The 21219-nt window shown below is 73.1% G+C and carries 18 protein-coding genes; 8 read left to right on the forward strand and 10 right to left on the reverse strand.

Annotation, left to right across the window (positions count from 1 at the left end; all coding sequences use genetic code 11):
* Positions 1–1695, forward strand: coding sequence for a SulP family inorganic anion transporter (locus tag ACH4RC_RS04635; RefSeq protein WP_398195029.1), 1695 nt, complete (start codon positions 1–3; stop codon positions 1693–1695).
* On the opposite strand, the gene ACH4RC_RS04640 is transcribed toward ACH4RC_RS04635, so the two are convergent.
* Genes ACH4RC_RS04640 through ACH4RC_RS04650 form a run of 3 tightly spaced genes read right to left on the reverse strand, consistent with a single transcriptional unit; the run spans position 1692 to position 7350 of the window.
* Complete coding sequence (locus tag ACH4RC_RS04640; protein WP_398195031.1) at positions 1692–3179, reverse strand: alpha-amylase; 1488 nt, start codon at positions 3177–3179, stop codon at positions 1692–1694. The genes ACH4RC_RS04635 and ACH4RC_RS04640 overlap by 4 nt on opposite strands.
* On the reverse strand, positions 3176–5875 hold the full coding sequence (locus tag ACH4RC_RS04645) for an MGH1-like glycoside hydrolase domain-containing protein (protein WP_398195034.1): 2700 nt from the start codon (positions 5873–5875) through the stop codon (positions 3176–3178). Before ACH4RC_RS04645 ends, ACH4RC_RS04640 begins: the two co-directional genes overlap by 4 nt.
* 20 nt (positions 5876–5895) lie before the next feature.
* Entirely contained in the window at positions 5896–7350 is a 1455-nt protein-coding gene (locus ACH4RC_RS04650) for a hypothetical protein (protein ID WP_398195036.1), read from the reverse strand.
* A gap of 135 nt (positions 7351–7485) precedes the next feature.
* On the opposite strand from ACH4RC_RS04650, the gene ACH4RC_RS04655 reads away from it, so the two are divergent.
* From ACH4RC_RS04655 to ACH4RC_RS04665, 3 genes are all read left to right on the forward strand, one after another.
* Positions 7486–8040 (forward strand): DUF1269 domain-containing protein, encoded by a 555-nt coding sequence (locus ACH4RC_RS04655; protein WP_398195039.1) that lies wholly within the window; start codon positions 7486–7488, stop codon positions 8038–8040.
* Positions 8040–8525, forward strand: a complete 486-nt coding sequence (locus tag ACH4RC_RS04660) for a DUF1269 domain-containing protein (RefSeq protein ID WP_398195041.1) — start codon at positions 8040–8042, stop codon at positions 8523–8525. The genes ACH4RC_RS04655 and ACH4RC_RS04660 overlap by 1 nt, the downstream gene beginning before the upstream one ends.
* Positions 8526–8829: 304 nt before the next feature.
* Positions 8830–11127 carry a LuxR C-terminal-related transcriptional regulator gene (locus ACH4RC_RS04665; protein ID WP_398195043.1) on the forward strand — a complete coding sequence of 766 codons (2298 nt, stop codon included), beginning with the start codon at positions 8830–8832 and terminating at the stop codon, positions 11125–11127.
* Positions 11128–11136: 9 nt separating this feature from the next.
* Here the strand turns inward: ACH4RC_RS04665 and ACH4RC_RS04670 are convergent, their stop codons facing one another.
* Positions 11137–11346: a hypothetical protein gene (locus ACH4RC_RS04670; protein WP_398195046.1), complete on the reverse strand. Its 210-nt coding sequence runs from the start codon at positions 11344–11346 to the stop codon at positions 11137–11139.
* A 147-nt stretch (positions 11347–11493) separates the two neighbouring features.
* Between ACH4RC_RS04670 and ACH4RC_RS04675 the strand changes: the two genes are divergently transcribed.
* Positions 11494–11949 (forward strand): hypothetical protein, encoded by a 456-nt coding sequence (locus tag ACH4RC_RS04675; protein ID WP_398195048.1) that lies wholly within the window; start codon positions 11494–11496, stop codon positions 11947–11949.
* 15 nt (positions 11950–11964) lie between these two features.
* On the opposite strand, the gene ACH4RC_RS04680 is transcribed toward ACH4RC_RS04675, so the two are convergent.
* Positions 11965–13290, reverse strand: coding sequence for a diacylglycerol/lipid kinase family protein (locus ACH4RC_RS04680; RefSeq protein WP_398195049.1), 1326 nt, complete (start codon positions 13288–13290; stop codon positions 11965–11967).
* Positions 13291–13424: 134 nt separating this feature from the next.
* Between ACH4RC_RS04680 and ACH4RC_RS04685 the strand changes: the two genes are divergently transcribed.
* On the forward strand, positions 13425–14849 hold the full coding sequence (locus ACH4RC_RS04685; RefSeq protein WP_398195051.1) for a DUF2252 domain-containing protein: 1425 nt from the start codon (positions 13425–13427) through the stop codon (positions 14847–14849).
* On the opposite strand, the gene ACH4RC_RS04690 is transcribed toward ACH4RC_RS04685, so the two are convergent.
* Entirely contained in the window at positions 14841–15659 is an 819-nt protein-coding gene (locus ACH4RC_RS04690) for a YhjD/YihY/BrkB family envelope integrity protein (RefSeq protein ID WP_398195053.1), read from the reverse strand. The genes ACH4RC_RS04685 and ACH4RC_RS04690 overlap by 9 nt on opposite strands.
* A 102-nt stretch (positions 15660–15761) precedes the next feature.
* The gene (locus ACH4RC_RS04695; RefSeq protein ID WP_398195056.1) at positions 15762–16118 is read right to left on the reverse strand and encodes a PRC-barrel domain-containing protein; all 357 of its coding nucleotides are present in this window, start codon (positions 16116–16118) and stop codon (positions 15762–15764) included.
* 130 nt (positions 16119–16248) lie between these two features.
* Between ACH4RC_RS04695 and ACH4RC_RS04700 the strand changes: the two genes are divergently transcribed.
* Both ACH4RC_RS04700 and ACH4RC_RS04705 read left to right on the forward strand, forming a co-directional pair.
* Positions 16249–17142, forward strand: coding sequence for an NAD-dependent protein deacetylase (locus tag ACH4RC_RS04700; protein ID WP_398195059.1), 894 nt, complete (start codon positions 16249–16251; stop codon positions 17140–17142).
* A 72-nt stretch (positions 17143–17214) separates the two neighbouring features.
* Positions 17215–17850 carry a GNAT family N-acetyltransferase gene (locus ACH4RC_RS04705; protein ID WP_398195061.1) on the forward strand — a complete coding sequence of 212 codons (636 nt, stop codon included), beginning with the start codon at positions 17215–17217 and terminating at the stop codon, positions 17848–17850.
* Between the two features lie 47 nt (positions 17851–17897).
* Here ACH4RC_RS04705 and ACH4RC_RS04710 read toward each other — a convergent pair whose 3' ends face one another.
* The 3 genes from ACH4RC_RS04710 to ACH4RC_RS04720 are packed head-to-tail and all read right to left on the reverse strand — an operon-like array spanning position 17898 to position 21217.
* A complete protein-coding gene (locus tag ACH4RC_RS04710; protein WP_398195064.1) occupies positions 17898–18740 on the reverse strand; it encodes an alpha/beta fold hydrolase in 843 nt (280 codons plus the stop codon).
* A 20-nt stretch (positions 18741–18760) separates the two neighbouring features.
* Positions 18761–19489 (reverse strand): spheroidene monooxygenase, encoded by a 729-nt coding sequence (locus ACH4RC_RS04715; RefSeq protein WP_398195067.1) that lies wholly within the window; start codon positions 19487–19489, stop codon positions 18761–18763.
* A 24-nt stretch (positions 19490–19513) separates the two neighbouring features.
* A complete protein-coding gene (locus ACH4RC_RS04720) occupies positions 19514–21217 on the reverse strand; it encodes an AMP-binding protein (RefSeq protein WP_398195069.1) in 1704 nt (567 codons plus the stop codon).
* Between the last annotated feature and the right edge of the window lie 2 nt (positions 21218–21219).

A 21219-nucleotide genomic window follows, 5' to 3' on the forward strand; every position in this document is an offset into this window, starting at 1 on the left:
GTGGGCTGGACACCGCCCGGCGTTCGCGCCCTGCGGGAGTACCGGCGGGCGTGGCTGGTCAAGGACGTCGTCGCGGGCGTCGTCCTGAGCACGCTCCTCGTCCCGCAGGGCATGGCGTACGCGGAACTGGCCGGGCTCCCGCCCATCACCGGCCTCTACACCTCCGTGCTCTGCCTCCTCGCGTACGCGGTGGCCGGCCCGTCCCGCATCCTCGTCCTCGGCCCGGACTCCTCGCTCGGCCCGATGATCGCCGCCACGGTGATCCCCCTGGTCGCGGCCGACGGCGACCCGGACCGCGCCGTCGCGCTCGCCTCCGTCCTGGCCCTCATGGTCGGCGGCATCACGCTCCTGGCCGGGGTGGCGCGGCTCGGGTTCGTCGCCGACCTGATCTCCAAACCGACCATGATCGGCTACATGAACGGGCTCGCCCTGACCATCCTCATCGGGCAGCTGCCCAAGCTGTTCGGCTTCTCCACCGACGCCGACGGCCTCATCGACGAGGCGCGCGCCTTCGCCGGCGCGCTCGGTGACGGCGAGACGGTCCCGGCCGCCGTCACGGTCGGCATCGGCTGCATCGCCCTGATCGTGCTGTTGCAGCGGTGGCTGCCGAAGGTGCCCGCGGTCCTCGTCATGGTCGTGCTCGCGATCACCGCGTCGGTCGCCCTCGACCTGGACGAGCACGGCGTCCGCACGGTCGGCCGGCTCCCGGAGGGGCTTCCCCCGTTCACGGTCCCGGACATCCGCTGGGACGACCTCGGCCCGCTCTGCGTCGGCGCCCTCGGCATCGCCCTGGTCTCGCTGGCCGACACCATCTCCAACGCCTCCGCGTTCGCCGCCCGCACCGGACAGGAGGTCCGCGGCAACGACGAGATGATCGCCATCGGCGCCGCCAACGCCGCCGCCGGACTCTTCCAGGGCTTTCCCGTCAGCACCAGCGGATCACGCACCGCCGTCGCCGAACGGGCGGGCGCCAAGACCCAGTTGACCGGGCTCGTCGGCGCGGCCCTCATCCTCCTCATGCTGGTCCTGCTGCCCGGCCTCTTCAGCGACCTGCCGCAGCCCGCGCTCGCCGCCGTCGTCATCACCGCCTCCCTGTCCCTCGCCGACCTGCCCGGCACGAGGAGGCTGTGGCGCCAGCGCAAGGCGGAGTGCTGCCTGTCGGTCGCCGCGTTCCTCGGCGTCGCCCTGCTCGGCGTCCTGCAAGGCATCGCGATCGCCGTCGGCCTGTCCATCCTCAACGTGTTCCGGCGCGCGTGGTGGCCCTACTGCACCGAGCTGGGCCGGGTGCCGGGGCTCGAGGGCTTCCACGACAGGCGCTCCTACCCGACCGCGGAACACCTGCCGGGCCTGGTGATCCTCCGCTTCGACGCGCCCCTGTTCTTCGCCAACGCCACGACGTTCCGCGACGAGGTCCTGCACGCCGCGCACGCCGACCCGCCGCCGCGCCGGGTGGTCCTCGCGGCCGAGCCCGTCACCGACGTCGACACGACGGCGGCGGACATCCTGGAGGAGCTGGACGCCGCGCTCCAGGAGCGCGGCGTCACCCTGGTCTTCGCCGAGCTGAAGGACCCCGCCCGCCGCAAGATCGAACGCTACGGCCTGTCCCGTACGTTCGACCCGGACCGCTTCCACCCGACGCTGGAGGCCGCGGTGACCGCGTACCGGGCCGCCAGCGGCGCGCGGTGGGAGTCCTAGACCGAGCTCGACTCCACCGCGAACACGTGCGTGCCCCACGGCGGCAGGTCGACGTAGAGACCGCTGGAGAGCAGCTCCGCGCCGGAGCGCCCGTAGTGGTCGGCGGCGACGAGCAGCTCCGTCAGCTCCCATGTCTCGGGACCGAGTTCCGGCCACGGCAGCGGGATGTGCGCCTGCGCCGGACGGGCGGACAGGTTCACCACGGTCAGGAAGTGCCCCGCGTCGCCGGTCCAGCAGGAGGCGATCAGGTCGTCGCAGGAGCGGTTGTCGGACCAGCCCGCGCACTCCAGGAGCCGCCAGCCGCCGGTGCGCATGCCGCTGCGGTGGACGCGGGCGAGCAGCTGCTCGTGGAAGGAGCGCAGCGCGTTGTCCGGCGGTTCGTCGGGGCGGCGGTCGAGGAACACCGGCAGGTGCACGCGGCGCCCCGTGAACTCGCCCTCGTGCCAGAGCGTCGCGCCGGGCAGTGTCGCGATCAGCACGGCCGCCGCACGCTCCTTGTCCGGGGGCAGGGTCTGCGCGGCGCGCGGCTCGTCGTGGTTCTCCAGGAAGCGGACGAGCCGCCGCTGGTAGTCCTCGTCGGCGTGCAGATGTCCGCGCACGGACGCCGCGCTCTCGTGCAGCACACGGTCGTAGAGCCGCTTGTCGTAGCAGAAGTCGAAGCCCTGCTCCTGGAGGGGGTACTCGAGGTCCCAGTACGCCTCCGCCGCGAAGACCATCTCGGGGTGCCGGTCGCGGACCTCGCCGATGACCTGCGTCCAGAAGTCCCGCTCGGGCACGGCGCCCGCGCGCTCACCCCAGGTGCGGGCGAACACCTCGTTGAGCAGGAGCATCGCCATGTCGCAGCGGACGCCGTCGCAGACGTCGCCGATGTCCCGCAGGGTCTGGACCGTCGCCCGGCGCAGCTCGGGTGCGAACGCGTTGAGCTGGACGACGTCGGGCCACGGCGCGAAGAACGGGTCCCGGCCCCGGGCCAGCACGGACCGGCCCGTGTCGAGGAAGCCCGCCGGATCGCGCCGCACGTCCGCCGCGTCGCCGCGCACGAAGTACTCGGGGTGCTCCGCCACCCAGGGGCTGTCCGGGGCGACGTGGTTGGGCACGTAGTCGAGCAGCAGGCCGACGCCCCTGTCGTCGAGCGCGGAGCGGGCGGCGGCGAGCCCGGCCGGGCCGCCGAGCGCCTCGTCCACCACGTACCGGCGGATGCAGTACGGCGATCCGGCGACGTCCTCCTCGGTGGCGTTCTGGACGGCCGCGGCGAACGCCCTGCGCAGCGCCGGGTCGGCGAGCGCGATGGAGCGGCCCAGCGGGCTGCGCTCCCACACGCCCATCAGCCAGACGGCGTCGACGCCGGCCGGGGTGACCTCGTCCCACACGTTCTTCGGCACGTCGGCCAGGGACACGGGGCGGCCGGCCCGCAGACCGGTCTCGCGCAGCCACACACGGGTGTTGATCTCGTGGATGACGGGTTGCGCCGGCAGTGCGGTCATCGGCTCTGCCTCCTCGCCGTACCGGAGCGGAAGTCGTCGGGGCCCATCCTGCCGAAGAGCTGCATCAGAGGGGCGATCAGACCGGTCCAGCCGGTCTGGTGGGAGGCGCCGAGACCGGCGCCGTTGTCACCGTGGAAGTACTCGTAGAAGCTGATCAGGTCCCGCCAGTGCGGGTCGTCGCGGAACTTGGCCTGGCCGCCGTAGACCGGCCGGTGCCCGTCCTCGTCGCGCAGGAAGATGCGGGTGAGACGCGCGCTGATGTCCTCGGCGACCTCGTACAGGTTCTTGCGCACGCCGGAGCCCGTCGGGCATTCGACGGTGAACTCGTCGCCGTAGAAGCTGTAGAGGTTGAGCAGCGCGCGGATGAGCAGCGTGTTCATCGGCAGCCAGACCGGGCCGCGCCAGTTGGAGTTCCCGCCGAACATGCCCGAGTCGGACTCGGCGGGCAGATAGCCGACCCCGAACTCCTGGCCCTGCACCCAGAACGTGTAGGGGTGCTCGGCGTGGTGGCGGGAGAGCGCCCTGATCCCGTACGGGCTGAGGAACTCGTCCTCCGACAGGACATGGCCGAGGACCCGTACGAGCTTCTTCTCGTCCAGGACGGACAGCAGCCGGGGCCCGCCCGCCTTGCCCGCCTGCGCCGCCGTGAGCGTCACGGACAGCGAGGGGTGGCGGGCGGCGAACCGCTGGAGCCGCTCGCCGAGACCGGAGAGGCGGGCCAGCTCCTCGGGCTGGAAGACGGTCGAGGCGCACAGCGGGAGCAGGCCGACCATGGAGCGGACCTTGAGGCGGACGGCCTCGCCGTCGGGCAGGCGCAGCACGTCGTAGAAGAACCCGTCCTCCTCGTCCCACAGCTCGTCGCCGAGGTCGCCGACGCGGTCCATCGAGGCGGCGATCCACAGGTAGTGCTCGACGAACTTCAGGACCATTTCCTCGTAGGACTCGTTGTGCTTCACCAGTTCGAGGGCGATCTGGAGCATGGACTGGCAGTACAGCGCCATCCAGGCGGTACCGTCCGCCTGCTCCAGGGTGCCGCCGGTGGGCAGGGGGGCGCTGCGGTCGAAGACACCGATGTTGTCGAGGCCGAGGAAGCCGCCCTGGAAGACGTTGCGGCCCGAGGGGTCCTTGCGGTTGACCCACCAGGTGAAGTTGGTGAGCAGCTTCTGGAAGGCGCGCTCCAGGAACGCGTGGTCGCCCTGGCCGGTGGTCCGCTCCTCCATCATGTAGACGAAGTACGCGGCCCAGGCGTGCACCGGCGGGTTGACGTCGCTGAAGTTCCACTCGTAGGCCGGGATCTGGCCGTTGGGGTGCAAGTAGGAGTCGCGCAGCAGCAGTTCGAGCTGCTGTTTGGCGAAGTCGAGGTCGACGACCGAGAACGCCACCGTGTGGAAGGCGAGGTCCCAGGCGGCGTACCACGGGTACTCCCACTTGTCCGGCATCGAGACGATGTCGTCGTTGACCATGTGGAACCACTCGCGGTTGCGGATGCCCGGCCGCGGCATGCTCCACGGGGACAGGTCGTGCTCGGCCAGCCACGTCTCCAGATCGAAGGCGTAGTACTGCTTGGACCAGAGCAGCCCCGCCACGGCCTGGCGCAGCACCCGCGCCTCGTCCTTGCTCGCCCGCGGCGGCGTCAGCTCCCGGTAGAAGGCGTCGGCCTCGGCGATGCGCTGCTTGAACACCGACTCGAAGCCGCGGCCCACCGACAGCTTGCCGCCGGCGGGTCCGAGACGCAGCCGCAGCGTCTCGGACCCCCCTGGGGCGACCACCAGCGAGTAGTGGGCCGCCGCCTTGGTGCCCTCACGGGCCGGGTTCACGGCTGTCGCGTCGCCGTCGACGATGTACCGGCCGATGCCGTCCTTCACGTAGGGGGAGGCGCTCGCCACGCCGAAGAGGCGCTCGTTGTCCGTCTCGTTCTCGGTGAACAGGACCCGGGGCGCGCCCTCGCACCGCAGGTCGTAGGAGCCGAGTTCGGGGTGGTCGACCCGGACGCCGCTCGTGCGGCTCGGGCTGTCGACCGCCCACAGGCGCGGCTTGGCCTCGTCGGCCCGCTGGTCCTGCCACGACCAGGTGTTGCGGAACCACAGCGTCGGCAGGACGTGCAGGGCGGCCTCGCGCGGGCCCCGGTTCTCGACGGTGATCCGCATCAGGATGTCGTCGTGGTCCGCCTTGGCGTACTCCACGGTCACGTCGAAGTACGCGTCGTCGTCGAAGATCCCGGTGTCGAGCAGCTCGTACTCGAACTCCTGGCGGCCCCGCTCGCGGTTGACGGCGAGCAGGTCCTCGTAGGGGTAGGCGGCCTGCGGGTACTTGTACAGATAGCGCAGGTAGGAGTGGCTGGGCGTGCTGTCGAGGTAGAAGTAGTACTCCTTGACGTCCTCGCCGTGATTGCCCTCGCCGTTGGTCAGGCCGAAGGCGCGTTCCTTCAGGATCGGGTCGTGGCCGTTCCACAGGGCGAGCGCCAGGCACAGCCGCTGCTTCTCGTCGCAGATGCCGCCGAGCCCGTCCTCGCCCCACCGGTACGCGCGCGAGCGCGCGTGGTCGTGCGGGAAGTACGACCACGCGTCGCCGCCGGGGCTGTAGTCCTCGCGGACCGTGCCCCACTGCCGTTCGCTGAGGTACGGGCCCCACAGACGTGCCCGCGCGTTCCCCTCGGCCGTCGGCCCGATCTTCCCGCCCCGCGCCTGGGTGTCCATCCGCGCTCTCCCTGCCTCGGTCAGCCGGAGGCGCCAGTCTTCGCGGGGGTCCCGGGGGCCGCCTCACCTCCCGGGGGTGAGCCGTCCGTAAGGGGGTCCGTCCGGGTGTCCGTACCGGCGTCCGTACGGGCCAGGAGCGTGACCGCGATCTCGTAGGCGGCCAGCACCACGCCGACCACGAGCAGAGCGGTCCACGAGGACAGCACGAGCGCCACCAGGACGGCTACGACCGCGCCGCCCACGCGCAGCACGTCGGCATGGCGCGCCAGCCACGGCCGCAGCGTCTTGTTCTTGCCGGCCCGCTCGCCTGCCCGCGCCGCGTACTGCCCGGCGGCGCGCGCCCCTTGGGCCGTCTGACGGCGCAGCCAGACCGGCAGCCGTCCGGGACCGACGAGGTAGGCGACGACCGCGAGGACGATGCCCAGCCACAGCAGCTGGTCGCCGCGGTCGCGCAGGGTGGTGAACACGGTCCACAGCGCGGCGCGGAGCCCGTCGCGGTAGACGCCCTCAGGCATCTGGCCGAGCAGCTGTTCGCGTACGGCGCGCAGCACGGTCGACAGGACGGTCACCGTCACCACCAGCCAGAGGCCGAGCTGGAGCACGGTCCTGCGGCGGTTGGGGGAGGCCCACAGCGCGAGCGCGAGCAGCACCGGCACCGCGATCAGCAGGCCGACGAGGCCCTTCTTGAACACCAGGACCGCCTGCTGGAGCGACCCCAGTTCGTGGCGGTCGTAGAGGCGGATCTGGGCGAAGTCCTCGGGGAGCGTGACGCCGAGGGCGGTCTCGATGCGCTCGTGCAGGCCGGGCGGGATCTCGCCCGAGGACAGGGTCGGCAGGTCGATCTTCTTGTCGAAGATGGTGGGCAGCTCCTGCTCCAAGGAGCCCAGGAGGTTGTTGACCATGGGGAGCAGGTTCAGGGTGACGGTGTCGCCCCTCACCTGGATGTTCTTGTTGCTCTTGTCGAGGATCGAGACGATCCGCTCGTGCGCGAACCGGTTCGTGGCCCGCCACACCGCCTGGAACTGGTCCGTCGCGATGAGCTTGGAGATCGACTCCCGCATGTAGTCGTGGACGGCACCGGTGACCGGGCCCGCGAGGAACGACGCCCGGGGCGGCAGCGCCGTGGACAGCCGCTGCTGGACGTCCAGTTGGTCGAAGATCTCGTCGGCGAGATACGTGGAGACCGCCTTGTTCACGTCGGGGTCATCGGGGAGCGGGCCCACGGCGGCGATCCAGCGGTCGGTGTTCAACGTCGTCCGCGCGCCCCACGTCCCCACCACCGAGGTGACCGACACCACGGCGACCAGGGCGATGAGCACCGCCGCGAGCATCCGGCGCACCGCGAGCGTCCGGGCACCGCGCCGCCTCTCGGTGCCTGCGCGGGCGCGCAGCTCGGCGACCTCGGCGCGCAGCCGTTCCAGCTCGTGGTCGGTTTCCGGTGCCCGCTCGGGGCCCGGAATCTGCTCAGGGGACATGGCGCCACCTCCGCCCCCCACCGTCGCCGCGTCCCGGCGGTCCTCCCTCACCTGCGGCGGGTGACGCGGCGAAAGGGGTGCGGGCGCTGTGATGACAACCGTGACGGGGGCGGTTTTCCGAGGAAGGGAGGCACGATGGCTGCGATCGGACCGGTGCAGCTACTGACGGTCGAGTTCGGGCCCGACGCCAAGTTCGAAGGGCGGATCATCGAAGAGCTGGGGATCCTGGAGGCGAACGCGCAGATCCGCGTCCTCGACATGCTCTTCGTCCGCCGGGAGCCGAGCGGCGGCCTGTTCACCCTGGACTACCAGGCCGAGGGCATGGGGGAGACGGTCGCCGCACTGCTCGGCATCTCCCGCGAAGCGGTGCGCGAGGCCCAGGAGGCGTTTCCGAGCCTCGCCGAGGGCAACGCCTTCGGGCTGACGGTCGACGAGGTCAAGGAGATGGCCGAATCGCTCGACCCGGGCACGGCCGCGGCCTTCGTCCTCCTGGAGCACGTCTGGGCGAAGTACCTGCGCACAGCGATCCGCGACGCGGGCGGAGTCCCCGTGGCCGAGGGTTTCCTCACCGAGGAGGCGCTCGCCGCGGTGGCGACGGAGATAGCGGCGGCGGCCGAGCGGCTCGGCGAGCCGGTCGCGCCCGCGTCCTCGCCGGACAACACGGAACGCAACCACCGGAGGAGTACCTGATGGCCGATCTCGTCGTGCTCGGATTCTCGGACAAGGAAAAGGCGGAAGGCGTGCTGCGGCTCGCCAAGGACCTCTCCAAGCAGGAGCTGCTCGACCTGGAGGACGCCGCGCTCGCCTGGCGGACCATGGACGGCAAGCTCCACATCCACCAGACGTACAGCACCACGTCGACGGGCGCGGCGGGCGGCGCGCTGTGGGGCTCCCTGTTCGGGCTGCTCTTCCTGATGCCGGTGTTCGGCGCGGCGGTGGGCGCCGCGACCGGAGCCCTCGCCGGCCGGCTCAGCGACATCGGCATCAACGACGCGTTCGTCAAGGAGACCGCGGCCACCCTGGAACCCGGCCGCGCCGCCGTCTTCGCCCTCGTACGCCGCTCCACCCCGGACCGCGTCCGCGAAGCCGTACGTCCTTTCGGCCCCACCGTGATCCGTACCTCGCTCACCAAGGACCGTGAGGAAGAACTGGTCGCGGCCCTGCACTCGGCCTGAGAAACCGCCGGGAAGCGCGGCATCGCGCCCCTCGGAACGCGCCGTCTCACACCGGAACTTCACCCGGGTGAGATGGCGCCGCCGCGTGCGCCGCCCGCCCGCCCCGGGCCCCACACTGGCCTGGCACCCGTCCCCGCGCACCTCTCACATCCGGGGCGGGGCGCACCCGGCCGCCCGTGCTGTTCCCGGTCCCAGAGCGGGGCGAGCGCCGCCGCAGGCCGCCAAGGCGGGCCCCGCGACCGCGGCACGATCCGTACAGCCGGGCCCTGAGCCGTACCACCGTGCCGCGAAGCGAGGTGCTGTTATGGCCCAGCAAGTCCAGCAGGCCCGATCCCGGTCCCCCGTACCGCCAAGTGCTCCCGCGCACGCGTCGCCGCCGAACCTCCCCGCCCTGCCCACCTGGCTCGTACCCCGGCCCCGCCTGACGGACCGCCTGGCCAGAGGCGTACGCGGACCGCTGACCGTGGTCCTCGGACCCGTCGGCGCGGGCAAGACCGCCGTCGCCCTCGAATGGGCGCACACCAGGCCGCTGCCGGGGCCCGTCGCCTGGGTGGCCTGCGACGGACCCGTCGAACAGCCCGGCGTGTTCTGGCCCCGGGTGACCGGGGCGCTGCGTGACGCGCGCGTGGAGGTGCCCGAGGCCGTCGCGACCGGCGAGGGCCCCCTCCTCGTGGCCGCGCTCGCCGCCGCGCTCAACAAGCGCGCGGAGCCCGTGGTGCTCGTCCTCGACGACTTCCAGCCCGCCCCCGGCTCCCCGCTCGCCGACGGCGTCGGCAGCCTGCTGCGGCACGCGCCCGGCGTCCTGCGCCTCGTCGTCCTCGCCCGCCGCGACCCGCCCCTGCACCTGCGCCGGGGGCGGCTCACCAGCGAGGTGACCGAACTGCGCACCGCCGACCTCGCCTTCGACGACCGCGAGACCGCCGCGCTCCTCGCCCAGCACGGCATCGACGTGCCCAGACAGACCGTCGGCGTGCTGCGCAAGCGCACCGACGGCTGGGCGGCCGGGCTGCGGCTCGCCGCGATGTCCATGGAGAAGCGGCGCGAACCCGAACGCTTCGTCGCCGAGTTCGCCGGGGACGACGAGGCGATCGCCAGCTACCTCCTCGAGGAGGTGCTCGACCTGCAACCGCCCGGCATGCGCCAGTTGCTGCTCGCGACGAGCGTCCTGGACCGGCTCAACGCCGAACTCGCCGTCGAGCTCGCCGGTGAGGACGTGGGCGGCCACTTCGCCGACCTCGTCCGCGAGAACTCCTTCCTGCAACCCGAGGGCCAGGGCTGGTTCCGCTGCCACCAGATGTTCGCCGGCGTGCTGCGCATGCGCCTGCGCCACGAGTCCCCGGGCCTCGTCGCCCCGCTCCACCGCCGCGCCGCCGGCTGGCTCGACGCCCACGGCCTCCTCGCCGACGCCGTACGCCACCTGCTCGCCGCCGATGACTGGGAGCCCGCGGGCGCCCTCGTCGTGCACCGCCTCGCCATCGGCCAGGTCCTCGGCCTCACCCGGGAACGGCTGCCCGCCGAACTCGTCCGCGGGCTCCCCGAGGAACCGGCGGGCGACAGCCCGGAGCCCGTGCTGCTCGCCGCCGCCGTCGCCCGGCTGCGCGGCGACGACCCGTCCTGCCGCCGCCACCTGGACCGCGCCCGCCGGCTGGTCGCCGATCTCGCCGCCGACCAGCACGACCGTGCCGCCCGCTGCCGCTGTGCCCACGCCGTGATCCGCATGGACCGGCTGCGCTCCCGTGACCTCGCTCAGGCGCACGCCGCCGCCCTGGACGCGGAAGAGGTCATTCCGCTGCTTCCGCACACGCTGCTCGCCCAGCACCCCGAGATCGCCGCCCTGACCCTGTCGGTGCGCGGCAGCCGCGAGGTACAGACCGGCAACCTCAAGGGCGCCGAGGCCCTGCTCACGGGCGCGCTCAAGGCCGCGGGCGCCGCCGGGAACGGTGCCCTGCGCCGGGACTGCCTCGTCGAACTCGCCCTGCTCGAAGCGGTGCGGGGGCGTTTCCGCGCCGCCGACGAACTCGCCGCGCACGCCACCCAGCCGCCCCTGCCGAGCTGGACCGCGGCCGAACGCTCGCAGGCGACCTTGCACCTCGTGCGGGCCTGGGTCGAACTGGCCCGCGGCGGACCGGCCCGGGCCCGGCACGAACTCGCCCGCGCGGACGCCGTGCTGCGCGGGCGCCCCGACGTCTTCCTCCGCGAGCTGCGGGCGGTGGCGGGGTGCCTGGCGACCGCCCTCGAACAGGGCGACCCGGCGCTGAGCGTCGACGACCTGACGCGCGGCTCACGGCTGCCGCGCACGGTACTGCGCGCGCTCGCACCGGCCTGCGCCTCCGTCCTGGGCGCGACCCGGCACGGCAGGATCGCCGTCGCCGCCGTGCCGGACCACACGGGCGGCCGCCCGGCCCCCACCGAGCAGCTCAGCGCCCGCGAACGCGACGTCCTCGCGCGCCTCGCCCAGATGATGACCACCGAGGAGATCGCGACGGAGCTGTACCTCTCGGTGAACACGGTGAAGACCCACCTCAAGAGCGTCTACCGCAAGCTCGCCGTGACCCGCCGCTCGGCGGCGGTCCGCAGGGCCCGGGAACTCCAGCTGCTGTGAACAGGACCCCTACTGCGGGGTGGCCGGCAGCCGCCGCACCTCGAGGAGTTCGAGCCCGAGCGCCTGGATCCGGTCGAGGACCGCGTACAGGGCGGCCTGGTCGAGGCCCGAGCCGAGCAGGACCGTCTCGGCGGGCCGCAGCACCACCGTCAGCTCCCCGAAGGCCGCACGGAAGGCCTCGCCGATCCTGCCGCGTACCCGGATCTCGAAGTCGCCCATGGCGACACCTCCTGTGCGACGGCTCGGCCACCGTCCGCACCCTCCCGCCGCCGCGCGTGGCCGACATCACCTCGTGCGGGTGACGGTTCCGCCCCGGGACGGCGGGATGCTCCGGACTCACCCCGGACACACACGAGGAGGTGCGGGATGACGGACCCGATCTCGCGGCAGCAGCCCCGTTCCGGCGCACCGGAACCGGAGCCGCACGTCAGTGCGGTCGCGCTCGGCGGAGTCGTCTTCGCCGTGTGCGTGCTGGTCATCATCGGCGCGTACCACACGATCGCGGGCCTCTCCGCGATCCTGGGCGAGAACTACTACCAGCAGCAGAGCGACTACGCCTTCGACTTCGACGTCAACGCCCGCGGCTGGATCGAACTGATCACGGGCTTCATCGTCCTCCTGGCGGCCCTCAACCTCTTCGTCGGCCGCCTCTGGGCCCGCGCCATCGGCATCCTGGTCGCGATGGGCAGCGCGATGCAGCACTTCTTCTTCACCCCGTACCAGCCGGTCTGGTCGGCCATCATCATCGCGCTCGACGTCCTGGTGATCTGGTCCCTGGCCATGTACGGCCATCGCGTGGCGCACAAGGTGTACGGGGCGTAGGGCCGCTTCCCGGGTTCAGCTCCGGCGGGTCAGGCCGAGGCGGCCGATGACGCGCCAGTCGAGCACCGGACGCTCCCGGTAGGCGCCGGGCCGCCGCCGGGGCACGAGGACCCGCAGCGCCCCGGGCCGGATCTCGCACCGCACCGGTACGGGCAGCCGCACCGCCTCACCGTCGATGCCGGCCGGGACCGTGTCCTGGTCGGCGTCGACGACCACCGCGCCGGCCGTCGCCCGGGTCAGGCCCGCGGCCCGGTTGCCGCGCAGCAGCCCGGTCGCCTGCGCGGCGCTCGTGACCCGGACCCCGACACAGCCGAGCATCCCGGTGTCCAGGCGGGCGCGGCGGCCGAGCCCGGCGACGTCCCGGTCGCCGTACGGGTTGTTGCTCACCAGGAGCGCCTGCGGGTCGGTGAAGGTCTCCGCCCCGGCCCGTGCCGTGAGCCGCGCCCCCTTCTGGCCCATGAGCAGTTCGGGCAGGAGGCCGAGCGTGGTGCGGGTCTTGCCGTCGCGGTAGGAGGGGCTCTGCACGACCTCGGCGTACGCCCCGAACGACACGTTGTTGACGAACGGCCGCCCCTCCGCGAAGCCGAGATCGACCCGCAGCTCCGTGCCGTCGCGCAGGGCGTCGAGGACCGCCGCCGGGTCGTCGCGGTCCAGGCCCAGATCGAGGGCGAAGTGGTTGCGGGTGCCCGCCGGGATCACCAGGAACGGCAGGTCGAGGTCGGCCGCGACCTCCGCGACCAGCGCCTGGGTGCCGTCACCGCCCGCGACCCCGAGCAGATCGGCGCCTTCCCGCGCGCACGCGCGCGCCAAAACCGACACGTCCGTCTCGCCCGGCCCCTCCAGGAGCACCACCCGGGCGCCGAGCGCCTCCGCCCGCTCCGGCAGCGCGAACCGGCGGACCTTTCCGCCGCCGGAGCGCGGGTTCATGATCAGCACGGCGCGGCGGAACGCCGGTGCCGGACGCTCCGCAACCGCCACCGGGACGACGCGCCCGGCGAGCGCCGCGCGCCCCGCCCCCGCGGCCAGGAGCCAGAGCGCGCCGGAGACCAGGACGACCCAGGTGAGATGCGCCCTGGTGTACGTCACGAGGACCCAGACCGGCGCGGCGAGCGCGAGCAGCACGGCCAAATACCGGGTGACCCCGCGCCGGCTGACGACCCACCACACGGCGGCGACAGTGCCGAGGAGGCCCACGAGGCCCACGGTGAGCAGCGCGAAGGTCTTCAGGCCCGCGAACACGGCGAGCACCAGGACCGCGGCCGAGGCGGCGGCCAACGAGGCGCGCGCCAGCCATCGTTGCCCGCGCGACGCGTCGGCCGTCGTGCGCGTCTTCGGTTCCATGCCCGGGAGTCTGTGGCCGCCGCGCCGACCGGGCCTCACCCCTGGGAGGGGATCCGTGCGCGAGCTCACACCGGCGGGGTGACGCCGTCGCTCCGCGCCGGGCGCACAGTTCCCGCATGGAGAAGGAGCGCGCCATGACCGACACCACGTTTCCCGAAGGAACGCCGCCGCGCGAAGGCACCCCGCGCGAGCGGGCGGAGCGGGGCAGGGCGGCCCGAACCCGCGTACGCCGTTCGGCGCACGCCGAGTTCACGCCGTCGGCGAACCGCCCCGACCCGGTCGACGTGCTGGAGCGGCAGTCGGCGAGCAGGCTGTCCGAACTGATCCCGATCCGCTACGGCCGGATGCTGGAGTCCCCGTTCCGCTTCTATCGCGGGGCCGCGTCGGTCATGGCCGCCGATCTCGCGGCGGCCACCCCGGCGACCGGGCTGCGGGCCCAACTGTGCGGGGACGCCCACATGCTGAACTTCCGGCTGCTCGCCTCACCGGAGCGGCGCCTGATGTTCGACATCAACGACTTCGACGAGACCCTGCCCGGCCCGTGGGAGTGGGACGTCAAACGCCTCGCCACGTCCCTGGTGATCGCGGGGCGCGGCAACGGCTTCCGCGACGTGGAGCGCAGCCGCGTGGTGCGGGCGACCGTCGCCGCGTACCGCACGTCGATGCAGAGCTTCGCCGCGATGCGCACGCTCGACGTCTGGTACGCGCGGATCGAGGCCCAGGAGCTGCTCGCCACCCTGTCCGAACGGCTCGATCCGCGCACCCGCCGCAGGATGTCGCGCGCCCTCGACAAGGCCCGCACCCGCGACCACCTCCAGGCGCTGTCCAAGCTGGCGTACACGGTCGACGAGGAGCTGCGGCTGTCCCCCGACCCGCCGCTCATCACGCCCCTGGACGAGTTCCTCCCCGACGTCGAGCGCAAGCACCTGGAGGAACAACTGCGGGAACTCATCGCACGGTACGCGCGCACGCTGCCCGCCGACCGGCAGACGCTGCTCGCCCAGTACCGGGTGGTCGACATGGCCCGCAAGGTCGTCGGCGTGGGCAGTGTCGGCACCCGCTGCTGGATCGTCCTGCTGCTCGGCCGGGACAACGGCGACCCGCTGCTGCTCCAGGCGAAGGAGGCGCAGCGCTCGGTCCTGGAGCCCGCCGCGGGCCCGAGCCTCCACGACAACCAGGGCGAACGCGTCGTCGCCGGACAGCGCCTGATGCAGGCGGCCGGCGACATGTTCCTGGGCTGGGAGCGCGTCGAGGGCTTCGACGGCCGGCAACGCGACTTCTACGTACGGCAGTTGCGGGACTGGAAAGCCATTCCGCAGGCCGAACTGATGGCCCCCGACGTCATGGCGCTCTTCGGCCGCACCTGCGGCGCCACCCTCGCGCGCGCACACGCGCGCTCCGGCGACCGCATCGCGATCGCCGCCTATCTGGGCCGCTCCGACACCTTCGACAAGGCCGTCGCGCGCTTCGCGGAGTCCTACGCGGACCAGAACGAGCGGGACCACCGGACGCTGGCCGACGCGATCCGCGCCGGACGGGTGAGCGCCGCGTCAGCGTGAGGCCGCCGCCCCGGGGCCGTCCGCCTCGCCCAGCCTGCGCCGCAGGAACTCCTCCTGGGCCAGGGTGCGGCCCACGGCGATGCCGAACACCACGACGGTGAAGTACACGATGAGCCAGGACAGCAGGGTGAACACCGCGCCGAGCGTCCCGTAGCGCTCCATGCTCATGCGCAGCGCGCGCGGCAGCCAGAACTGCGAGAGCAGGGTGAAGGCGACCACGCCCACCCCCGCGAGGAGGGCGCCCGGCAGCAGCGGCGCCCAGGGCACCCGCCCGACGAGCAGCAGGTGCTGGGTCCACCAGCTCATCAGGGTCGCCGTCAGCCCTTGCAGCACGACGCCGAGGCCCGCGCCGAGGCCGAACGCCTGGTGCACCGCGCCCTGCACGAGGAGCAGCGTGATCCACGCGAGCAGCCAGACCGCCCACCGCCAGGCCGTGAGCCGCACACCCGCCCGCGGCAGGTGCCAGGCGCGCTCGCAGAGCCGTTGCAGGGCGCGCGCGAAGGACGTGGCGGACAGCAGGGCCACCAGGACGCCCAGGGCGCCCCAGCTGTGCAGGGTGCTGTCCCCGCCCTCGGTCACCCGGACGGCCTGCGCGATGACCGGCCCCTCCGCGCCCATCAGGCTACGCAGCGAATGCAGCAGCTCGCGCCGTACCGGACGCGGGCAGAACGAGGCCACGGCGATGAGCATCGGCAGCGCGGCGAGGAACGCCTGCGAGGCGAGGCGCGTCGCCATGTCGAGGATGTTGACGTGCACGAGCTGCTGGAGGACGCGCCCGACCAGCGGCGGGACGGCACGGACGAGCGCCATGACGCGGTCCTCTCGTGGCGGGACACACTCGTGCCACGTCACTTTGGCGGCCGCGGGCCCGCCGCACGTCACCCGGCGCGGGCGACGTGCGGCGGGACGGCGTCAGCGGCGCGCAAGCCGCCGCTCGCCGCGCGCGCCCGGCTCGAACGGCAGCTTGTAGTGGTCGAAGACGGCCCATTCCTGGTCGGCCATCAGCTCACCGTCGGTGTCGATCGACGGCGCGTCCTTGACCTGGTCCTTGCCGTAGTTCAGCTTGAGGTGCCCCGGTCCCACCGTCGCCCCCATGAGCGGCGCGAAGACGAGCCGCCGCCTGGTGGGCAGGCCGACGGTGACGGTGACGAAGAAGGGCGCGTCGGAGACGGTGTCGACGTAGACGGACTCGAGGGTGCCGATCTTGTGGCCCCCCTCGTCCACCACGTCGTGTCCGCGCCAGTCCCGGATGTTCTCTGCGGCGATCATGGGTGACCTTTCGGGGTGCGTGGGCCGTGTCCAACACGTCGGTCTGCGATTCTGCCTTCACCCGTACCCGCTCGCCCGGTGATCACGTGCGCCGGGCGCAGGTCGCGCGGTGCTGCGTAAGCTGGCGGGTATGCGCACCCGCCCCACGCTGACCTGGGAACCCGTCGAAGACCTGCCCCCGGCCTCGACCGATCTCGCACCGGTCGTCGACGCTCTGCGGGCGGGCGGCGTCCTCGTGCTGAGCGGCGCGGGGCTCTCCACCGAGTCGGGCATCCCGGACTACCGCGGGGAGCACGGCTCGCTGCGCCGCCACACCCCGATGACGTACCAGGAGTTCACGGCCGACGAGTGGGCGCGGCGCCGCTACTGGGCGCGCAGCCAGGTCGGGTACCGGGCCATGACGCGGGCGCGGCCGAACACCGGGCACCGGGCCGTCGCGACGCTCGCCGGGGCCGGGCTCGTGACCGGCGTGATCACGCAGAACGTGGACGGGCTCCAGCAGGCCGCGGGCCTCGCCGACGTGGTCGAGCTGCACGGCAGCCTGCGCCGGGTGATCTGCCTGGACTGCGGCGACCTCAGCGACCGCGACGCCCTCGACCGGCGGCTGCGCGCGGCCAACCCGGCGTTCGAGGAGGCGGCCGAGCGCCACGCGGCGGCGGCCCGGGTGAACCCGGACGGTGACGTGGAACTGCCCGACGAGGCGGTCCGGGAGTTCCGGCTCGTCCCCTGCCTGGTCTGCGGCGGCGTGCTCAAGCCGGACGTGGTCTTCTTCGGCGAGAACGTGCCGCAGGAGCGGGTCGCGGCCTGCCGCGCCCTCGTCTCCGGCGCCTCCTCCGTCCTGGTCCTCGGCTCCTCGCTCACGGTCATGTCGGGCCTGCGCTTCGTGCGCCAGGCGGCGCAGGCGAAGACCCCGGTCCTGATCCTCAACCAGGGCGCGGGCCGCGGCGACGCGCTCGCCTCGCACCGGGTCGCCCTGCCGCTGGGCGAGGCGCTGTCCGACGCGGTGGCACGGCTCGGTCTCTGACCTGTTCCCCTGGGGCGAAGAGGTGTGCGAAAACGCCTGCGGGAGCGCTCCCACCGCTGGGATCATGCCCGCATGACAGCCGAGCCCAGGGAACCGTTCATCCGCCCGTACCAGCCGTCCGACCGCGCCGCGCTGGCACACATCTGTGTCCGGACGGCGAACGCGGGCGCGGACGCGTCGTCCCTCCACCCGGACCCCGACCTGCTGCCGACGATCTTCGCCTACCCGTACGTGGAGTTCGCCCCGGAGTTCGCGTTCGTCCTGGACGACGGCGCCGGGCACGCGGTCGGTTACGTCCTGGGCGTGCCGGACACGGAGACGTTCGTCAAGCGGTTCCGCACCGAGTGGCTGCCGAAGACGGGCGCGCGCTACCCGGCCCCGCCCGGCGAGCCGGGGACGCCGACCGAGGAGATGGCGGTGCTTCTGCACACCCCGGAGCGCATGGTCCGCGAGGAGCTGCGGGACCATCCCGCCCATCTGCACATCGACCTGCTGCCCCCGTGGCAGGGCAGAGGACACGGCCGCGCCCTGATGCGCGCCCTCCTCGACGCCCTGCACCGGGCGGGCGTCCCCGGCGTGCACCTGTGCATGGTGCAGACGAACACCGCGGCCAGGGCCTTCTACGACCGCCTCGGCTTCGGGCTGCTGGACGTGGCGGACCGGGGCCCGGTCTGGTACTTGGGCCGCCCGACGGCGGCGCCGCTCTGAGCCGGCCGTGACCTGCACTCGTACGTACCGGTACGTACGAGTGCAGGTCAGGCGTGGGTGAACTCCCGGATCGCGCGAGCCAGTACGGCGGGCTGGTCCAACGGCACCAGCGTGTAGGAGTCCGGCACCTCCACGAGCCGCCCACTGGGCAGGGCCTCGGCCAGGCGCCGCCCGTGTTCCGGGGGCATGACGCGGTCGTCCTTCGCCCAGACGACCAGGGCGGGCCGGTCGAACGCGGGCAGCCGTGCGGCGGCCTCGGTCAGGGCCGTGCGGTGGGCGGAGATGCCGCGCAGCACCTTGACCGTGTCGCGGCGGACCGGCGGCAGCTTGAGGACGGGCCGCAGCCAGGCGGCGGTGACGGCGTCGCCGCGCTTGGTCAGCCGGCCGAAGGCGATCGGGAGGCGGCGGGCCGGCTTGAGCCGCAGCTGCTGCATGAACGCGCCGAACAGCGCGGGCGGCAGCTTGCCCATGAGGACCACGGTCCTGCCGGTCAGACCGGGCGGGAAGTTGTCGTAGGCGTCGCAGGAGACGAGGACGACCGCGCCGACCCGGTCGTCGAGCCCGCCGAGCATGAGCTGGACGAGGGCGCCGCCGGTGTCGTTGCCGACGAGCGTGACGTCTGCGAGGCCGAGGTGGTCGAGGAACTGGGCGACGAGCCGCGTGAGCCCCCGCGGCGAGAGGTCGGCGTCCTCGGGCATCGCCAGCGTGTGCGCGCCGAGCGGCAGGACGGGCACGACACAGCGGTGATCGGCGCTCAGCTCCTCGACGACGCCCGTCCACAGCGAGGCGTCCATGAGCAGCCCGTGCAGCAGGACGAGGACCGGCCCCTCACCTCCGGTGTCCTCGTACACGAGGGTCCCGGACGGCAGTTCGGCCGTGTGCGTCGCCATGTCGCTCCTCCTCGTCGGAGTTACCCTCTCGTCGCCGGGTCGGTGCGGCCGAGCGGGTCCCGCCCGCCCCATCGCCCCTCGGTCGCGTAGGGGCGCAGCCGCACGAACACGGTCTCGTAGTGGAACTCCTTCTCCTGGTGCCTCTTCATCGCGTCCGCGTGGCCGCCCGGACAGGAGCCGACGGTGTACTGGCGCATCTCGCGCGCGGTGCGCCACAGGGAGAGCGTGGCGACGCGGCCGGGCGGGCGCAACAGGGAGGTTCCGGCCAGGAACGCCGGATGGCGCCGCGCCTCACGCTCGGCGGGCCCGGCGGCCGCCGCGAACGGGCCCCAGCGGTGCAGGCGCACCCGCGCCATGGTGAGGACGGCGACCGGATCCTCGCCGGTCGGCTCCTCCCGGCGCGGCAGATCGGGCAGGCCGGGCCAGGCGCCCACGGTGCGCACGGGCTCGCAGCGGGCGTTCCACCCCTCCCGGTAGACCCGCGCGGTCGGATGGGACAGATACCGGTCCAGGGACCGGTCGTCGTCCCAGGCCGCGATCAGGGCCACGCCGGTGACGTTCGCCGAGGGCAGCGCGCCGGTGCGCAGCGGGCTCATCAGCCAGGTCTGGGCGAAGCGCAGCCCTTGGACCGCGGCCGGTACGGGCGCCGGGCGCACGGCCCTGAGCGCCCGTACGGTGCCGACCTCGGCGAGGTGCAGCGAGATCAGGGCGACCCGGTCGTACACGGGGAACTGGGGAACTGCGTCCATCGGTCGACGCCTTTCGTACAGTGCTCAGGCGCCGTCGCGCAGGACGACCTCGGCGGGCAGGGGAACGGGACGGCCGTTCTTGATCATCTCGGTGAGGAGGTAGCGCCGCGCCTTGACCGTCGCGGTGCGGCGCAGGTCCTGCGGCGACACCTCGAAGGGCGCGCCGAGCCCGGCCAGGCCGGCGGCCGCGCTCTTCCAGTCGACGGGGTCGAGCGCCTTGCCGTCGCGCATGCACACCACCGGCACCGGACGCCCCTCGCCGTCGGGCACGACGACGATCTCCTCGGCGTCGGGGATCCGCGTCATGAGCACGTCCTCCAGCCACAGGCAGCTGTCCACGCCCTCGATCCGGTCGGCGACCCGGTCCAGGATCTCCAACTGCCCCCAGCGGCCCCGGCGCCCCCAGTCCCCGGTGTCGAACCACCGGCCGTGGCGCCGCTCGGAGAACTTCTCCGGGGTGCCGACGAACGAAAGGGCCCGGGCGCGCGTACGGGCCTGGATCATCCCCGGCTGCGACTGCGAGCCGCGCCGCTCGCCGGTGGCCGGGTCGGCGATGCGGGCGCGCACGCCCGGGATCTCCCAGCCGACGCTGCGCGAGTCCCGCTCGCCGAGCCGGGCCGCCGAGCGCCGGGTGTACGGACGCACGGAGACCGCCTGCGTCTCGGTCATGCCGTAGCACTGCCACCACACCGGCATGGTGCGGGTGGAGGCGTTCAGGAAGCGGCGCACGGTACGCGGGTGGATGGCGTCGAAGGTGTTGATGAAGGTGCGGATCCCGGCGAACGGCTGCGCCGGGTCGTCGATGAGCCGCTCCCAGCCGACGTACGCGTTCGGGTGCGCCTCCAGGATCGTGGGCCGGTGCCCGCGCAGCAGCCGGAGCATCGTCTCGTCGTCGGGGCGGCCGATGCCGAGCAGCGGGGTGCCGCGCGAGAACGCGGCGAGCTGGGTGATGGCGCCGCGCACGTGCACATGCGAGATGGCGCTGGCGAACAGCTCGTTGCCGCCGTGCACGAACGGGAAGACGGACTCCAGGAACGCGGAGAACGACACCGCTCGCGCGGACGTCTCCGCCAGCTTCGACACACCCGTCGTGCTCGACGTGTGCGTGATCATCATGGGGTCCTCGTCCTTGAGCGGCGCGGGCGCGGGCACCGCCGCACCCCACAGGTCCCCGACCGGGACACCGCCGTCGATGTCGGCGATCGCCCGGATGCCGAGGGCGTCGAGGCGGGCCCGGTCCAGACGCGCGTACGCGGCCGTGGGCGCATCGGTGACCAGGTAGCGGGCGTCGAGGCGCTCCAGGAGGACGTTGAGGATGTCGGGGTCGAGCCCCGCGGAGAGCAGCGCGGGGATCGCGCCGATCCGGGCGGCGGCCCAGGCGAGCGCCTGCACGTCGTAGTTCGGGATCTTGAGGATGACGACGCGGTCCCAGCGCCGCACACCGGCCGCGGCGAGGACGGCGGAGAACTCCTCGACGAGCTGGGCGAATTCGACGTAGTCCGTCTCGGTGCGCTGCTGCGGGTCCCAGGCGAAGGGCTGGTCCAGATGGATCGGGACGGGCCCGTGCCGCTCGGCCGCCAGCTCGGCCATCAGGCCGACATTGACCGGCTTGTTCAGAGCTACCCGGCGCGGCTCGAACTGGCCGCGCAGCACCTTGCCGAAGGTGGTGCGCCGGACAGGGCGGCCCGGCTGCGCGCCGGGCCCCCCGGAATTCGGGGTCTGGGGCATGA

Source organism: Streptomyces sp. NPDC016845, from assembly GCF_044332585.1.
Lineage (GTDB): Bacteria > Actinomycetota > Actinomycetes > Streptomycetales > Streptomycetaceae > Streptomyces.

Excerpts from the sequence above, each read along its gene's own strand:
- ACH4RC_RS04665 (WP_398195043.1), top strand. The coding sequence starts at position 8,830 with ATGGCCCAGCAAGTCCAGCAGGCCCGATCCCGGTCCCCCGTACCGCCA.
- ACH4RC_RS04645 (WP_398195034.1), bottom strand. The coding sequence starts at position 5,875 with ATGGACACCCAGGCGCGGGGCGGGAAGATCGGGCCGACGGCCGAGGGG.
- ACH4RC_RS04680 (WP_398195049.1), bottom strand. The coding sequence starts at position 13,290 with ATGGAACCGAAGACGCGCACGACGGCCGACGCGTCGCGCGGGCAACGA.
- ACH4RC_RS04685 (WP_398195051.1), top strand. The coding sequence starts at position 13,425 with ATGACCGACACCACGTTTCCCGAAGGAACGCCGCCGCGCGAAGGCACC.
- ACH4RC_RS04690 (WP_398195053.1), bottom strand. The coding sequence starts at position 15,659 with ATGGCGCTCGTCCGTGCCGTCCCGCCGCTGGTCGGGCGCGTCCTCCAG.
- ACH4RC_RS04675 (WP_398195048.1), top strand. The coding sequence starts at position 11,494 with ATGACGGACCCGATCTCGCGGCAGCAGCCCCGTTCCGGCGCACCGGAA.
- ACH4RC_RS04670 (WP_398195046.1), bottom strand. The coding sequence starts at position 11,346 with ATGGGCGACTTCGAGATCCGGGTACGCGGCAGGATCGGCGAGGCCTTC.
- ACH4RC_RS04710 (WP_398195064.1), bottom strand. The coding sequence starts at position 18,740 with ATGGCGACGCACACGGCCGAACTGCCGTCCGGGACCCTCGTGTACGAG.
- ACH4RC_RS04650 (WP_398195036.1), bottom strand. The coding sequence starts at position 7,350 with ATGTCCCCTGAGCAGATTCCGGGCCCCGAGCGGGCACCGGAAACCGAC.
- ACH4RC_RS04660 (WP_398195041.1), top strand. The coding sequence starts at position 8,040 with ATGGCCGATCTCGTCGTGCTCGGATTCTCGGACAAGGAAAAGGCGGAA.
- ACH4RC_RS04695 (WP_398195056.1), bottom strand. The coding sequence starts at position 16,118 with ATGATCGCCGCAGAGAACATCCGGGACTGGCGCGGACACGACGTGGTG.
- ACH4RC_RS04700 (WP_398195059.1), top strand. The coding sequence starts at position 16,249 with ATGCGCACCCGCCCCACGCTGACCTGGGAACCCGTCGAAGACCTGCCC.
- ACH4RC_RS04655 (WP_398195039.1), top strand. The coding sequence starts at position 7,486 with ATGGCTGCGATCGGACCGGTGCAGCTACTGACGGTCGAGTTCGGGCCC.
- ACH4RC_RS04720 (WP_398195069.1), bottom strand. The coding sequence starts at position 21,217 with ATGCCCCAGACCCCGAATTCCGGGGGGCCCGGCGCGCAGCCGGGCCGC.
- ACH4RC_RS04640 (WP_398195031.1), bottom strand. The coding sequence starts at position 3,179 with ATGACCGCACTGCCGGCGCAACCCGTCATCCACGAGATCAACACCCGT.
- ACH4RC_RS04705 (WP_398195061.1), top strand. The coding sequence starts at position 17,215 with ATGACAGCCGAGCCCAGGGAACCGTTCATCCGCCCGTACCAGCCGTCC.
- ACH4RC_RS04715 (WP_398195067.1), bottom strand. The coding sequence starts at position 19,489 with ATGGACGCAGTTCCCCAGTTCCCCGTGTACGACCGGGTCGCCCTGATC.